Origin of the sequence: Arenimonas terrae (genome assembly GCF_006265115.1) — a bacterium.
GTDB classification, from domain to species: domain Bacteria; phylum Pseudomonadota; class Gammaproteobacteria; order Xanthomonadales; family Xanthomonadaceae; genus Arenimonas; species Arenimonas terrae.
This window is the reverse complement of sequence record NZ_SMDR01000001.1, coordinates 487411-502175: the sequence shown is the minus strand read 5'-3', so window position 1 is coordinate 502175 and position 14765 is coordinate 487411. Positions and strand designations below refer to the sequence as shown.

Here is a 14765-nt window from a genome sequence, read left to right as displayed (position 1 = left end):
GCGAAGTCTAGCCGCCGTAGGCGGCGTAAGGCAGCACGGTCACCCGGTCGCCCACCGCGTACTCCCCTGCCCCCTCGGGCAGCTGGATCAGCGCGTTGGCGTCGGCGGCCGCCCTGAGGCGGTGCGAGGCGACCGCCGGATTCGGCGTGACCTGCAGCTGGCCGCCGGCGTCGCAGGTGAGATTGCCGCGCATGAATTCCAGGCGCGCGTGCGGCTTGCTGATCGCCGTCGTCAGCGCCGCGGTCCAGGAAGGGCGGGATTCGCCACGCCCCTGCAGCGCGTCGAGCAGGGTGCGCCCCAGGGTCAGGAAGGTCGCGAGCACGGACACCGGATTGCCCGGCAAGCCCAGCACCAGGGCCTGGTCCAGCCGGCCGAACAGCACGGGCATGCCCGGCTTCATGCGCACTTTCCAGAAATGCACCTGACCCTGCTCGCGCAGCAGCTGCGGCAGGTGGTCCTTTTCTCCGGCCGACACGCCGCCGCAGGTGATGACCAGGTCGAAGGAAAAGGCCGCATCGCGCAGGGCCGCGGCCATGCGCACCGGATCGTCGGGCAGCACCGGCCAGGCCACCGGCTCCAGGCCTTCGGCCATCAGCAGGGTCTGCAGCAGAACGCGGTTGCTGTCGTGGATCTCGCCCGGCGCCAGCGGCTGGCCAGGCGGGCGCAGCTCGTCGCCGGTGGTGAATACGGCGACGGTCGGCCGGCGGACGATCTCGATTTCGGCCTGGCCCAAGGCGGCGGCCAGGCTCAGGCGCGCGGGCGTGAGCACCTGGCCGGCGCGCAGCACCGTGTCGCCGATCGCCACGTCTTCACCGGCGCAGCGCACGTTGGCGCCGCGGCGCAGCGGCGCGCCCGGAAACACGCGGCCGTCGTGCAGCCTCGCCTCTTCCTTGATCAGCACGGCATCGGCACCGGCGGGCATCGGCGCGCCGGTGGTGATGCGGCTGCACTGCCCTGCCCCGAGCTGCAGCCCGAGGCTGGCGCCGGCGAATTGCTCGCCGGCGAGCGCCAGGCCGGTTTCCGTCGCGGCGTTGGCCTCGTCTGCGCGCACCGCAAAACCGTCCATCGCGGAATTGTCGAAACCCGGCAGCGCCAGCTCTGCGACCAGGTCGCCGGCAAGCACGCCGCCGCGCGCACGCGACAGCGGCACGCGCTCGTTCGACAGCCGCGGCGCAAACGCGTGGATCAGGGCCAGCGCCTCGTCAAAACCGATGCGGGTCGGAACGTCCTGGCTCACGGTGCGTACCCTTCAGGAAAATCGCGGGGGGAGTTGAGATTGCCCAGGCGCAGCGGCGCCAGGTCCAGGCGCGCCACCTGCAGTTGGGCGACCAGACGACGTGCCGCCGATTCCCCGGCGTCGAGCATGGCCGTGGCGCTGGCCGCAAGCGCTTCGGTGCGCCACAGGCCCAGCAGCGGCTGCAGGCCGCCGGCGTCGTGCACGACGATGCCGTCCGCCGCCGCGGCGCCGAGCAGGTGGTCGAGCAGGTCGTCCGGCAGACCGTCGAGATCGACGGGCACGCTCAGCAGCCACGGACTGCGGCATTCACCGGCCAGCGCCTCAAGACCGGCCAGTGGCCCGGCAAAATCATCGCGGCGGTCGAACACCGGCCGCAGACCCAGCGATTCGAAGCGCGGGTCCGGCGCTCGCGTGCTGACCAGGCGCTCGGCGAACTCGCCGGGCATCGCCATCAGCACGTTCTCGATCAGGCAGCGCTGCCGATGACGCACCCAGGCCTTGTCGCGCCCGCCGAGGCGCTGGCCGCGACCGCCGGCGAGGATGCCCAGCGTGATCGCGTCGCGGGGGATCACTTGCCCTTGACGTGCTTCATCAGGCGGCGCTTGGCCTTGACCTGGCGCTCGGTGAGCACGTTTTTCTTGCCTTCGTACGGGTTCTCGCCTTCCTTGAACACGAACTTGATCGGCGTGCCGACCAGCTTGAAGCGCTTGCGGAAGAAGTTCTCGAGGTAGCGGCGGTAGCTCTCGCTCAGCGACTTGAGGCGGTTGCCGTGCACGATGAAGGTCGGCGGGTTGGCGCCGCCAGGATGCGCGAACTTCATCTTGGCCGCGTGCCCGCGCACGACCGGCGGCGGGAAGCTCTCGATGGCGATCGACAGCGCCTTGGTCGTCTCGGCGGTGCTGAACTGGTGCGTGGCCGAGGCATGGGCACGGTGGATGGCCTTGAACAGTTCGCGCATGCCGGTGCCGTGCTTGGCGGAAATGGTGATGCGTTCGGCCCATTCACAGAACGAGAGCTTGCGCTCGAGCATCGACATGGCCTGGTCGCGCGTGTACTTGTCCTGGCCGTCCCACTTGTTGACGGCCACCACGAGGGCGCGGCCGGCGTTGAGCACCAGGCCCAGCACCGTGGCGTCCTGTTCGGTCACGCCCTCGCCCGCATCCAGCAGCACCACGGCCACCTGGCAGGTCTCGATCGCCTGCAGCGTCTTGAAGGCGCTGAACTTCTCCACCGCTTCCTCGACCTTGGCGCGGCGGCGCAGGCCGGCGGTGTCGATCAGGCGGTAATCACGGCCGTCGCGGGTCAGGTCCACCGCGATCGAATCGCGGGTGGTGCCCGGCACGTCGGAGGCGATCATGCGCTCCTCGCCCAGCAGGCGGTTCACCAGCGTGGACTTGCCGACGTTGGGACGGCCGATGAAGGCGACGCGGATGCGGCCCGGATCTTCGGAAAGCACGGCGGCGTCGCCGTCTTCCGGCAGCTCCGGAATGATTTCCTCGAGCAGTTCCGGGATGCCGCGCTGGTGCGCGGCCGCCACCGGGATGACGCGCTCGACGCCGAAGCGCGCGAACTCCGCCACCGCGGCCTGTACGTCGATGCCGTCGGTCTTGTTGACCACCAAGAAGAAGCGCGTGCCGGACTTGCGCAGGAACGCAAGGATGTTCTGGTCCAGGCCCGACGGACCTTCGCGGCCGTCCACCACGAACAACACGAGGTCGGCCTCTTCGACCGCGGCGCGCGCCTGGCGGGCGGTTGCGCCGGCCAGGCCTTCCTCTTCACCGGAAAGGCCGCCGGTGTCGCACAGGCCGAACGGCCGGTCTTCCACCAGGCGGCAGAAGCCGTAGTGGCGATCGCGCGTCACGCCGGGCTCGTCGTGCACGAGGGCGTCGCGGCTGCGCGTCAGCGCATTGAAGATGGTCGACTTGCCGACATTCGGCCGGCCCACGAGTGCAACCAGTGGCAACACGGTGGATCTCTCCTGGAACGCTCAAAATCGTCCGCGCCGAAGCGCGAAACGCCCGGCATGGGCCGGGCGATGCTGCGGTGCGCCCCGGGGCGCACCGCGATCAGCCGGGCCCTTCCGGGCCGCGGCTGCGGTTACTGCGGCTGCGGGTAGGCCGCCAGCTTGCCTTCCGCGGTGATCGCGAAGAGCGTGCCGGACGCCGAAACCTGCGGGGTGCCGAGGATGGCCGAGTTCTCGATCCGGTCGCGGCCGACGATCACGCCGTCGTCCGCGCGGATCCAGTGCAGGTAACCCTCGATGTCGCCCACCACGATGTAGTTGCCCTGGACGGCCGGCGAGGTCAGCCAGCGGCGGGCCAGCGCTTCCTGCTTCCACAGCGCGCTGCCGGTGTTGCGGTCCAGCGCCCAGACGGTGCCGGCCGGGTCGGCCAGCACCACGCGGTCGGCCAGCAGCGCAAGACCGCCGTAGCCGCCGATGTCGCGGTTCCACATCGGCTCGCCGTTGGTGGTCGAAATCGCGACAGTCTGGCCGCGGAAGCTCGTGGCGTAGAGTTCGGACAAGCCCAGCTGCAGCTCGCCGTCGACGTCGGCCATGCGCTCGAGGTCGTTGCGGCCATCGGGCTCGGCCACCAGCTGTTCCCAGGCCAGCAGGCCGTCGGCCAGGCGCAGTGCGATCACGCTGCCGTCGTCGTAACCCAGGTAGACCAGCTCACCGCCAGCGACGGGCGTGCCGTTGCCGCGCACGCTGAGGTTCGGCAGGCCGCGGTCGAACACCCACTTGCGGGTGCCGTCGGCGGCGTCGAAGCCGAAGGTGCGGCCGTCGTTGCTGCGCACTACGACCAGGCCACCGGCGACCAGCGGCGTGGCGATGACTTCCGAGGTGGACGCGGCCTTCCAGCGCTCGGCGCCGGTCTCGGCGTCGAACGCGATCACTTCGCCATTGCGTCCGCCGACCACGACCAGACCGTTGCCGACACCGGGACCTCCGCTGAGGCCGGCCTCGATCGTCTTGCGGCGCCAGAACAGCAGGCGGTTGCCGGTCTTGCCGGTCTTCACGGCCTGGGAGTCCCAGATCACATCGCCGGTGCCGGCGTTGATGGCCAGCACCTGGCCATCGTCGTTGGACACGTACAGGCGTTCGCCCTCGACCGCGACCTTCTGGCGCAGACCCAGCTTCTCGCGGCCGTCGCCCAGGTTGAGGCTCCAGGCGCGGTCCACGGCGATCGGGCTGGCGATATCGGTGAGTTCGGCCGGTTCCAGGGCCTTGCCCTTGCTGTCGCCGAACCAGCCCTTGATGGTGCTGCAGCCGGTGGCGAAGACCAGGATCAGGGCGAGTAGCACGATGCGGAACGACATGCGGTCAGATCTCCGGCTGAGCGGTCGGCGAGCCGCCCGCGTCGGTGAGTTTCATCTCGACCATGGATCGCGTGGGCGAACCAACGTCGAGCGAGGCCAGCGCTTTTTCATAGGCGGCACGGGCGGCGTCGCGACGGCCCAGGGCCATCTCGGCATCGCCGCGGATTTCGGCGGCGACGGCGGCGAAGGCCGGCTCGTCCAAGGTGTCGAGGCGCTTGATGGCGTCTTCGGCCTTGCCGGCCGCGACCTGCAGCCGGGCGGCGCGCAGGCGCGCCAGCTCGACCAGGGCCGGGTCGAGGTGCTCGCCCGCGACCGCATCCAGAACCTTCACCGCTTCTTCGTCCTTACCCTGCGCGTGCAGCGCATCGGCCTGGCGCAGCGCGGCCAGGGCCGGGTACGGCGTGTCCGGATGGTTCTGCCGCAGGGCCGCCGCGTGGGCGGCGACCTTGTCGTCCTGCCTGGCCTCGACGGCCTTGTTGAACGCGGCGTATTCGCTGGCCGCGACCACCAGCTTCTGGTCCTGCTGGCTCTGCCACCACTGCCAGCCAGCCAGGCAGGCCAGGCCGAGGGCGACGCCGCCGATCAGCGAGGAGCCGTTGTTGCGCAGCCAGGTGCGGACGCGTTCGCCCTGTTCGTATTCGTCGATCTGGTCCATTCGATGCTTCTTCGGGCCCGCGCGGGGCGCAGGCGGGTGGAGGTGGCTATGTGGCGCGCGGTGCCGCCGGATCAGTTGCCGGCGGGAGCGGGTTCGCCGCTAGAGGATACCGCAAAGCGGGCGACGTTCGCGGCGCGGTAAGGCGTCAGATCGACCGCCGCACCGGCAAAACTCACCTGCACCGCTTCGGCGTTGCCGAGCGTGATGCGTGCAACCTGACCCGGGGCGTAACGGCGCTCGCTACCCGCCGCGACCAGGCCGCGTTCGACCCGCAGGCCGCGGGCATCGACCACGTCCACCCAGCTCTCGCCGGAGAAGCGCAGCAGCAGGTCGCTCGAGGCTTCGGACTTCTGGAAGGGAGCCATCGACGCCATCACGGGCGCCGGACCGGCCGCCTCGGTCGTCGCGGACTCGGCGGTGGCTGCCAGCGCCGGCACGTCGGTCACGGACGGCGGCGACGGTTCGGCGGCGAGTGGAGCTGCCGTAACCAGGGTCGCCTGCGGCTCGAGCGTGAGTTCTTCGGCCGGCCGCGCCGACTGGTAATGACGCACGACCAGGACCACCGGCAGCACCAGCACCGCGGTCATGACCAGATAGACGACGTTGCGCATCGAATGGTTGAGCGCATGGCGCACCCGCGAGCTGCCGCCCAGGCTGACCAACTGCGGCGTCGGCTTGTCCTGCGCGACCTGCTCGGCCAGCGCCGCCGGCAGCCCGACCAGGCGCAGGTAGCTGCCGAGGTAGCTGCGCACGTAGATCGGCGCGCCCAGCCGCTGCCAGTCGTCGCGCTCCATGGCTTCGACGATGGCGACCGGCAGCTTCAGCTGCTGGCCGGCCTGCTCGAGGCTGAGACCCGCCTTTTCGCGGCCCTGCCGCAGGCGAATACCGATCGGGTCCTGGAACAGGACCTCCTGCGTACCTTCACTGCTCATGGCTGACGCGTCCCCTCCGCGGCGGGCGGCGTGTAGTTCGGAAACTGTTCGTTGAGGCGGCGACGATAGCGGTCCGCGGCGACGGTATCGCCGGCACCCTGTTCGATGCGCACTGCGAGGTCGAGCAACTCGGCGCTGGGCGCGCCCAGCGATTCGCGCCGCTGGAAGAAGGCCCGCGCCGCCATGAAATCCCCCTGGCGGAACTTCACCTCGGCCAGCTGGGCGAGCAGCAGCGGGTCCTGCGGCGCCAACTCGACGCCCTGGCGCAGATACTGTTCGGCCCGCTCCAGCCGCCCGCCCTGCAGCGCGCATTTGCCGGCATTGAAATACGCCTGCTGCTTGGCCTTGTAGAACGGATCCCTGACTGCGCGGCTGAACAGCGCGTCGGACTCCTCCACCGCTCCCTGGCGGCAAAGCCAGACCGCATTCACGTTGAGCACGTGGCCGGCTTCCGGCGCCTGCTTCACCGCCTGGGCGTAGTGCTGGCCGGCGCGCTCGTTGTCGCCCAGCTTCTCGCGGATCAGGCCCATCACGATCTGCACGTCGGGCGAATTCGGGTCGCTGCGCAGGGCACGGTTCGCGCGGTCCATGGCGTAGTCGAGCTTGCCCGAGTTCATGTAGTTGTGGGCCAGGTTGAGGTTGGCCAGACCCTTGTTGCTCATCGTCGTGTGGGTGCCGCCGGCGCTGCCCGTCGACTGCGTCGTGCCGCCACCGCTGGTGCTGGCACAGCCCGCGATCGCGACCAGCGCGACGAAGGCAAGAAGACGCATGGGCTCATGCCGCATCGGAAACTCCCTGTTGTTCGAGCTTGCGCTTGAATTCGGACTGGCGGCGGGTGCGGTCCATCACCTGCCCCTTGAGCTGGCCGCAGGCGGCGTCGATGTCGTCGCCGCGGGTGCGGCGCACCATCGTCAGCACGCCGGCGTCGAGCAGGATCTTCTGGAACGCGCGGATCTCGGTCTCGCCGCTGCGCTCGAAGCGCGTACCGGGGAACGGGTTGAACGGGATCAGGTTCACCTTGGCGGCGTCGGAATACTGCAGCTGGTTGCTGAACTGCTTCATCAGCCGCACCAGCTGCCGGGCGATTTCCGGCGTGTCGTTGACGCCCTTCATCAGGGTGTACTCGAAGGTGATGGACTCGCCCTTGCGGCGGCGCTGCAGGTAGCGCACGCAGGCGCCCATCAGTTCTTCGATCGGGTATTTCTTGTTGAGCGGCACCAGCTGGGTGCGCAGCTCGTCGTTCGGGGCGTGCAGCGAGACCGCCAGCGACACGTCGCTCGCCTCGCCCAGCCTGTCGATCATCGGCACCAGGCCGGCGGTCGAGAGCGTCACGCGCTTGTTCGCGAGACCGAAGCCCAGGTCGTCGCGCATCAGGCTCATGGCGCGCACGACGTTGTCGAAATTCAGCAGCGGCTCGCCCATGCCCATCATCACCACGTTGGTGAGCTTGCGGTGCAGGTGGGTCTTGTTGCCCAGGTGCTTGGACGCCACCCACACCTGGCCGATGATCTCGGCGGTGCTGAGGTTGCGGTTGAAGCCCTGGGTGGCGGTGGAACAGAACTGGCAGTTCAGGCCGCAGCCGACCTGGCTGGACACGCACAGCGTGCCGCGGCCCTTGTCGGGGATGAACACGGTCTCGATGGCATTGCCGGAGTCCATGCCCAGCAGCCACTTGTGGGTCCCGTCCGTGGACGGCTTGTCGAACTGCACCAGCGGCGGCCGGACTTCGGCATGGGCCTCGAGCTTGGCGCGCAGCGCCTTGCCCACGTCGGTCATCTGGCCGAAGTCGGTGACGTGCTGGTGGTAGATCCACTTCATCACCTGGTGGGCGCGGAAGCGCTTCTCGCCGAGGGTTTCGGCGAAGAAGCGCTCCATGCCCTCGCGATCGAGGTCGAGCAGGTTCACCCGCACCGGCGTTGCCGGCGCGGTTTCCGGTGCCGGGTTGACCAGCAGCGGGATGGACTTGTCCGAGGTCTCGTTCACGACGTCATCCGCTCAGCGCGGGCACAGCTCGGTGGCGGCGAAGAAATACGCGGTTTCGATCGCGGCATTCTCGAGGCTGTCGGAACCGTGCACGGCGTTGGCGTCGATCGACTGCGCGAAATCGGCGCGGATCGTGCCGGCGGCGGCTTCCTTCGGGTTGGTGGCGCCCATCAGGTCGCGGTTCTTCTGCACCGCGTTCTCGCCTTCCAGCACCTGGATCATCACCGGGCCGGAGATCATGAACTCGACCAGCGCGTTGAAGAACGGACGCTCGCGGTGCACGGCGTAGAAACCTTCGGCTTCCTTGCGCGAGAGGTGCTTCATCTTGGCGGCGACGACCTTCAGGCCGGCCTTCTCGAAGCGGGCGTAGATCTCGCCGATGACGTTCTTGGCGACCGCGTCGGGTTTGATGATGGAAATGGTGCGCTCCAGCGCCATGGTCTAACTCCGTGGTTTAGGGGTTTCGGAAGCCCGTAAATCTAGCACAAAACCCCGCACGAACGAGGGTTTAGCGCATTTCCCTGAATATTTCCAGCAGCATGCTCCACCCTGCCCTGGGCCCGGTGCCGGGACGAAGGGTTCCGTCAGCCGTTTGAATTGGCCATTTGACGGCCGGCCCGGCCGGAGTACACTCGCCAACACCCGTTTGAATCGAACGCTGGCAGGCCATGACGACGACCCACTTCAACACCAAGGAACGCATCCTCGGCGCGGCCGAGGAGCTCTTCGCCCAGCACGGGTTCGCCGGCACCTCGTTGCGCCAGGTGACCAGCCGGGCCGACGTCAACATCGCGGCGGTGAACTACCACTTCGGCAGCAAGGAGAACCTGGTCAACGAGGTCTTCCGCCGCCGCATGGACGAGATGAGCGAGCGCCGCCTGGCCCAGCTGCGCAAGGCCCAGGAAGAGCGCCCCGGCGACCTCGAGGCCATCCTGGCCGCCTTCATCGAACCGCCCCTGGCCCTGACCATCGACCGCCACGGCGGCTCGGCCTTCGTGCGCGTGCTGGCCCGCGCCTTCGCCGAGAAGAACGACCGCCTGCGCAAGTTCCTGTCCGACAACTATGGCCACGTGCTGCGCGAGTTCGCCAAGGCCATCGGCGCCGCGGTGCCGGCCCTGGCCAAGGAAGACCTGTACTGGCGCCTGGACTTCACCGCCGGCGCCCTGACCTACGCCATGGCCGATTTCGGCCTGATCAAGCGGCCCACCGGCGTGTCCGAGAAGGCCCACTGCGAGAAGGCCGCCCAGACCCTGATCCGCTTCGCCGCCGCCGGCCTGCGCGCCGACGGCTGACCCACCCCCTCCTCCTCCCACGGAGCTTTTCCCATGCCGCAACTCCGCATCCGCAAGGTGGCCGTGCTCGGCGCCGGCGTGATGGGCGCGCAGATCGCCGCCCACCTCGTCAACGCCGACGTCGACACCGTCCTGTTCGACCTTCCCGCCAAGGAAGGCCCGCCCAACGGCATCGTCGACAAGGCGATCGCCAACCTGGGCAAGCTCTCGCCGGCACCCTTCGCCAGCAAGTCCAAGGCGGCCGCGATCACCGCGGCCAACTACGACCAGCACCTGGACCTGCTCAAGGACTGCGACCTGATCATCGAGGCCATCGCCGAGCGCATGGACTGGAAGAAGGCGCTGTACGACCGCATCGAGGCCTATGTGGCCCCGCATGCGATCCTGGCGTCCAACACTTCCGGCTTGTCGATCAATGGCTTGGCGGAGGTTCTTCCGGAATCGCTTCACCACCGGTTCTGCGGCGTGCATTTCTTCAACCCGCCGCGCTACATGCACCTGGCCGAGTTGATCCCCTGCGTGAAGACTGACCGGGAAGTCCTTGAAGGACTTGAGACTTTCCTGGTCACGACCCTGGGCAAGGGGGTGGTCTACGCCAAGGACACGCCGAACTTCATCGGCAACCGCATCGGCGTCTTCTCCATCCTCTCGACCCTGCACCACACCGGCCAGTTCGGCCTGGGTTTCGACGAGGTGGACGCGCTCACCGGCCCCCTGCTCGGCCGCCCGAAATCGGCGACCTACCGCACCTCCGACGTGGTCGGCCTCGACACCATGGCCCACGTCATCAAGACCATGGCCGACACCCTGCCGGACGATCCCTGGCACAAGTACTTCAAGGCCCCGGACTGGCTGCAGGCGCTGATCGCCAAGGGCGCGCTTGGCCAGAAGACCGGCGCCGGCATCTTCATGAAGAAGGGCAAGGACATCGTGGTGCTGGACCTCAAGGCCCAGGACTACCGTCCCGCCAGCGGCGAGGCGGCGGCCGAGGTGGTCGCGATCCTGAAGAACAAGAACCCGGCCGAGAAGTTCGCCCAGCTGCGCGCCAGCGCGCACCCGCAGGCGCAGTTCCTGTGGTCGGTGTTCCGCGACCTGTTCCACTACAGCGCCTACCACCTGGCCTCGATCGCCGAGACCGCGCGCGACGTCGACCTGGCCATCCGCTGGGGCTACGGCTGGAGCCTGGGCCCGTTCGAGACCTGGCAGGCCGCCGGCTGGAAGCAGGTGGCCGAGTGGATCGCCGAGGACATCGTGGCCGGCAAGGCCATGTCCAGCGCGCCGCTGCCGGACTGGGTGTTCGACGGCCGCGAGGGCGTGCACGCCGCCGAGGGCAGCTTCAGCCCGGTGCGCAACGACAAGCTGCCGCGCTCGAACCTGGCCGTGTACAACCGCCAGCGTTTCCCCGACCCGGTGCTGGGCGAACGCGCCGCCCCGGGCGACACCGTGTTCGAGACCGACGCGGTGCGCATGTGGCACGACGGCGACGGCATCGCCGTGTTGAGCTTCAAGACCAAGATGAACACCGTCGGCGACGGCGTGCTGGCCGGCGTGCAGCAGGCCATCGACGTCGCCGAGAAGGACTTCCGCGGCCTGGTGATCTGGCAGCCGAAGGAACCCTTCTCGGCCGGTGCCGACCTGTCGGGCGCCATGGCTTCGCTGCAGGCCGGCAAGCTCGCCGAGTTCGAGGCGATGGTGGCGACCTTCCAGGCCACCAGCCAGCGCATCAAGTACGCCCTGGTGCCCGTGGTCGCCGCCGTGCGCGGCCTGGCCCTGGGCGGCGGCTGCGAGTTCCAGATGCATTCTGCCCGCACCGTGTTCGGCCTGGAGAGCTACATCGGCCTGGTCGAGGCCGGCGTCGGCCTGCTGCCGGCCGGTGGCGGCCTGAAGGAGATCGCCGTGCGCGCCTCCGCCGCCGCCGGTCCGGGCGGCGACGTGTTCGCCGCGCTCAAGCCCTACTTCGAGACGATCGCGATGGGCAAGGTGTCGGCGTCCGCGCTCGAGGCCAAGGAAATGAAGCTGGCCCGCGACAGCGACGTGGTGGTGTTCAACCAGTACGAGCTACTTTACGTGGCCAAGGCCCAGGCCCGGGCCCTGGCCGAGTCGGGCTACCGCCCGCCCCTGCCCGCCCGCCAGGTGCAGGTCGCCGGCGACGTCGGCATCGCCACCTTCCGGATGATGCTGGAGAACATGCTCGAGGGCCGCTTCATCTCCGCCCACGACTACGAGGTCAGCAAGCGCATCGCCACCGTGATGTGCGGCGGCGAAGTGGACCGCGGCGCGATCGTCGACGAGGACTGGCTGCTCAAGCTCGAGCGCGAACATTTCGTCGCCCTGGCCCAGATGCCCAAGACCCAGGAACGCATCGCCTACATGCTCAAGAACGGCAAGCCGCTTCGCAACTGACCCGGCGCCCAAGGACAATCCCATGACCAAGCAGATCCAGGACGCCTACATCGTCGCCGCCACCCGCACCCCGGTGGGCAAGGCCCCGCGCGGCGTCTTCCGCAACACCCGACCCGACGAGATGCTCGCCCACGTGCTGCGCGAAGTGGTCGCGCAGACCCCGGGCATCGACCCGACCCGCATCGACGACGCGATCATCGGCTGCGCCATGCCCGAGGGCGAGCAAGGCATGAACGTCGCGCGCATCGGCCTGCTGCTGGCCGGCCTGCCGAACGTGATCGCCGCCCAGACCATCAACCGCTTCTGCTCTTCCGGCCTTCAGGCCGTGGCCATGGCGGCCGACCAGATCCGCCTGGGCAACGCCGACCTGATGCTGGCCGGCGGCACCGAGTCCATGTCCATGGTGCCGATGATGGGCAACAAGGTGGCCATGAGCCCACAGGTGTTCGCGAAGGACGAAAACGTCGCGATCGCCTACGGCATGGGCATCACCGCCGAGAAGGTCGCCGAAGAGTGGAAGGTTTCCCGCGAGGACCAGGACGCCTTCGCCGTCGCCTCGCACCAGAAGGCGCTGGCCGCCCAGGCCGCCGGCGAGTTCAAACGCGAGATCTCGCCCTACCAGGTGATCTCGCGCCAGCCGGTGCTCGGCGGCAACACCGTCAAGCTGCGCGAGCTGCTGGTCGAGAACGACGAAGGCCCGCGCGCCGATACCAGCCTGGAAGGCCTCGCCAAGCTGCGCCCGGTGTTCCGCAACGGCGGCAGCGTCACGGCCGGCACCTCGTCGCAGATGTCCGACGGCGCCGCCGCGGTGATGCTGGCGTCGGAAAAGGCGATCAAGGAATACGGTCTGACCCCGCTGGCCCGCTTCGTCGGCTTCTCGGTCGCCGGCGTGCGTCCGGAAGTGATGGGCATCGGCCCGATCGCCGCGATCCCGAAGGTGCTCAAGCAGGCCGGCCTGACCCAGGACCAGATCGACTGGATCGAGCTCAACGAGGCCTTCGCGGCCCAGGCGCTCGCGGTCATCCGCACCTGCGGCCTGGACCCGTCGAAGGTGAACCCGCTGGGCGGCGCGATCGCGCTCGGCCACCCGCTCGGCGCGACCGGTGCGATCCGCACCGCGACCATCGTGCACGGCATGCAGCGCCGCAAGCAGAAGTACGGCATGGTGACCATGTGCATCGGCACCGGCATGGGCGCGGCGGGCATCTTCGAATCGCTCTGACGCGGCCTGCGGAAGCAGGAAAAACGGGCCCTTCGGGGCCCGTTTTTTTTGTGCCGGATTCCCGCCCCGGCGCCGCCTCAGGCCATCCGGGTGCCGTCCGGCACGGGGCGTTCGAGCGTGGTGATCACCACGCCCTGGTCGGTCGGAAAGCCGGTGAGCAGGAACTCGGAGCGGAACGGCCCGACCTGCTTGGGCGGGAAGTTCAGCACGCCGACGATCTGCCGGCCGATCAGGTCGTCCGCGGCGTAGAGCGCCTTCACCTGCGCGCTGGTCTTGCGCACGCCGTGCGGCCCGAAGTCCACCCAGAGTTTCCACGCCGGCTTGCGCGCCTCGGGGAATTCCTCGACCCGCAGCACGGTGCCGGCGCAGAGCTGCACCTTCTCGAAGTCGGCCCAGCTGATCTCGCCGCCTGCTGGCGCACTCATGCCTTCCACCGCTCCCGTCGGTCCTTCCACGCGTCCTGCGCCTGGTACCACCAGTAGCTGAGCTGGGCGCCGAGGAATCCCGCAGGCTTGAGCGCCGACACCAGGCCGTAGTGGCCGAACTCGCGCCAGCGCGGGTCGTCCCCGGCGATGGCGGCGGCCAGCAACTCGCCGGCCATCGTCGTCGGCGCCACGCCGTGACCCCCAAAGGCCTGGGCGAGCCACAGGCCCTCGTCCACGCGGCCGATCTGCGGCATCTGGTGCCGCGCATAGCTCATCAGGCCCGACCAGGCGTAGTCGACGCCGACGCCTTCGAGCTGCGGGAAAACCTTCATCATGTCGCGATAGAGCAGCCGCTTCACCGCCTGCGGCGAGCGGTCCCGCACCGAGATGCGCCCACCCCAGAGGATGCGGCCGTCCGGCAGCGGCCGGTAATAGTCGAAGGCGAAGCGGCTGTCGTAGACCGCTGCGCGGGTGCGGATCGCCTCGTCCAGGCGCGCGCCCAGCGGTTCGGTCACCATCACGTAGGTGGCGATCGGCAGCACGCCGGCATCCACGTCGCGGCGCAGGCCCGCCAGGTAACCACCGCAGGCGAGCACCACCTGCCGCGCCCGCACCTCGCCCTCGGGCGTGCGTACGCGCCAGCCGGCGCCGTCGCGCTCCAGCGCCACGGCCGGCGACTGCTCATGCACCGCCGCGCCCAGGCCCGAAGCCAGGGTCGCCAGGCCGCGGGCGTAATCCAGAGGGTTGAAGTGCAGTGCATTGCGCTCGAACAGCCCGTCTCCATAGCGGCGGGTGCGGACCCGTTCGGCGAGCTCGGCGGCAGGGATCCAGTCCCACTGCACGCCGAAGTGCTGCGCCAGCAGGCGCTGGCGGGCGCGCAGCGGCGCGGGATCGCGGAACCAGTTCGCCCAGAGCACGCCGACGTCCGTGTGCTGGCAGCGGATGCCATGGCGAGAGATGCGGCGGCGGATCAGTTCCACCGCGTCCTGGGTGCCCTGATAGAGCGCACGCGCGCGCTCCGGACCCAGCTCGGCCAGCAGCGCTTCCTCGCCGCGCGAGAACCCACCGAAGACGAAGCCACCGTTGCGCCCGGACGCGCCGTGCCCGACCGTGTCGGCATCGAGCAGCACCACGTCGCGAAGGCCGCGCTCGGCCAGGCCCAGGGCGGTATTGAGGCCCGCAAACCCGGCGCCGACGACGCAGACCGCCGCCTCCCGGCACCCGGACAGGGGCGCGAAGCGGGCGTCCGACTGCGCCGATGCGCGGTAGAAGCTGGGGACATCCATGACCATCACCGG

General features: G+C 69.2%; 14 protein-coding genes. 3 read left to right on the top strand and 11 right to left on the bottom strand.

The window, feature by feature from the left end:
- Window positions 1–7 precede the first annotated feature (7 nt).
- The 9 genes from E1B00_RS02320 to ndk form a co-directional block, all read right to left on the bottom strand.
- Complete coding sequence (locus tag E1B00_RS02320; RefSeq protein ID WP_139445214.1) at window positions 8–1237, bottom strand: molybdopterin molybdotransferase MoeA; 1230 nt, start codon at window positions 1235–1237, stop codon at window positions 8–10.
- The gene (locus E1B00_RS02315) at window positions 1234–1809 is read right to left on the bottom strand and encodes an NTP transferase domain-containing protein (protein ID WP_139445212.1); all 576 of its coding nucleotides are present in this window, start codon (window positions 1807–1809) and stop codon (window positions 1234–1236) included. The genes E1B00_RS02320 and E1B00_RS02315 overlap by 4 nt, the downstream gene beginning before the upstream one ends.
- Window positions 1806–3203: a ribosome biogenesis GTPase Der gene (der, locus tag E1B00_RS02310; protein ID WP_139445211.1), complete on the bottom strand. Its 1398-nt coding sequence runs from the start codon at window positions 3201–3203 to the stop codon at window positions 1806–1808. Before der ends, E1B00_RS02315 begins: the two co-directional genes overlap by 4 nt.
- Window positions 3204–3334: 131 nt before the next feature.
- Window positions 3335–4555: an outer membrane protein assembly factor BamB gene (gene bamB, locus E1B00_RS02305; protein ID WP_139445208.1), complete on the bottom strand. Its 1221-nt coding sequence runs from the start codon at window positions 4553–4555 to the stop codon at window positions 3335–3337.
- Between the two features lie 4 nt (window positions 4556–4559).
- Window positions 4560–5210: a YfgM family protein gene (locus E1B00_RS02300; RefSeq protein ID WP_139445207.1), complete on the bottom strand. Its 651-nt coding sequence runs from the start codon at window positions 5208–5210 to the stop codon at window positions 4560–4562.
- Between the two features lie 71 nt (window positions 5211–5281).
- Window positions 5282–6142: a RodZ domain-containing protein gene (locus E1B00_RS02295; protein WP_139445205.1), complete on the bottom strand. Its 861-nt coding sequence runs from the start codon at window positions 6140–6142 to the stop codon at window positions 5282–5284.
- Complete coding sequence (gene pilW, locus E1B00_RS02290) at window positions 6139–6912, bottom strand: type IV pilus biogenesis/stability protein PilW (RefSeq protein WP_176693087.1); 774 nt, start codon at window positions 6910–6912, stop codon at window positions 6139–6141. The genes E1B00_RS02295 and pilW overlap by 4 nt, the downstream gene beginning before the upstream one ends.
- A gap of 4 nt (window positions 6913–6916) precedes the next feature.
- Window positions 6917–8092 carry a dual-specificity RNA methyltransferase RlmN gene (gene rlmN / locus E1B00_RS02285; RefSeq protein WP_483964199.1) on the bottom strand — a complete coding sequence of 392 codons (1176 nt, stop codon included), beginning with the start codon at window positions 8090–8092 and terminating at the stop codon, window positions 6917–6919.
- A gap of 45 nt (window positions 8093–8137) precedes the next feature.
- Complete coding sequence (gene ndk / locus E1B00_RS02280) at window positions 8138–8563, bottom strand: nucleoside-diphosphate kinase (RefSeq protein WP_139445200.1); 426 nt, start codon at window positions 8561–8563, stop codon at window positions 8138–8140.
- A 230-nt stretch (window positions 8564–8793) separates the two neighbouring features.
- Between ndk and E1B00_RS02275 the strand changes: the two genes are divergently transcribed.
- Genes E1B00_RS02275 through E1B00_RS02265 form a run of 3 tightly spaced genes read left to right on the top strand, consistent with a single transcriptional unit; the run spans window position 8794 to window position 13042 of the window.
- Complete coding sequence (locus E1B00_RS02275) at window positions 8794–9417, top strand: TetR/AcrR family transcriptional regulator (protein WP_139445198.1); 624 nt, start codon at window positions 8794–8796, stop codon at window positions 9415–9417.
- Between the two features lie 33 nt (window positions 9418–9450).
- On the top strand, window positions 9451–11820 hold the full coding sequence (locus E1B00_RS02270; protein ID WP_139445197.1) for a 3-hydroxyacyl-CoA dehydrogenase/enoyl-CoA hydratase family protein: 2370 nt from the start codon (window positions 9451–9453) through the stop codon (window positions 11818–11820).
- Window positions 11821–11842: 22 nt separating this feature from the next.
- Entirely contained in the window at window positions 11843–13042 is a 1200-nt protein-coding gene (locus tag E1B00_RS02265) for an acetyl-CoA C-acyltransferase (RefSeq protein ID WP_139445194.1), read from the top strand.
- A 77-nt stretch (window positions 13043–13119) separates the two neighbouring features.
- Here E1B00_RS02265 and E1B00_RS02260 read toward each other — a convergent pair whose 3' ends face one another.
- Together E1B00_RS02260 and E1B00_RS02255 are read right to left on the bottom strand one after the other, a co-directional pair.
- Complete coding sequence (locus E1B00_RS02260; RefSeq protein WP_139445192.1) at window positions 13120–13467, bottom strand: tRNA-binding protein; 348 nt, start codon at window positions 13465–13467, stop codon at window positions 13120–13122.
- Window positions 13464–14753: an NAD(P)/FAD-dependent oxidoreductase gene (locus tag E1B00_RS02255; protein WP_342774251.1), complete on the bottom strand. Its 1290-nt coding sequence runs from the start codon at window positions 14751–14753 to the stop codon at window positions 13464–13466. The genes E1B00_RS02260 and E1B00_RS02255 overlap by 4 nt, the downstream gene beginning before the upstream one ends.
- Window positions 14754–14765: the final 12 nt, after the last annotated feature.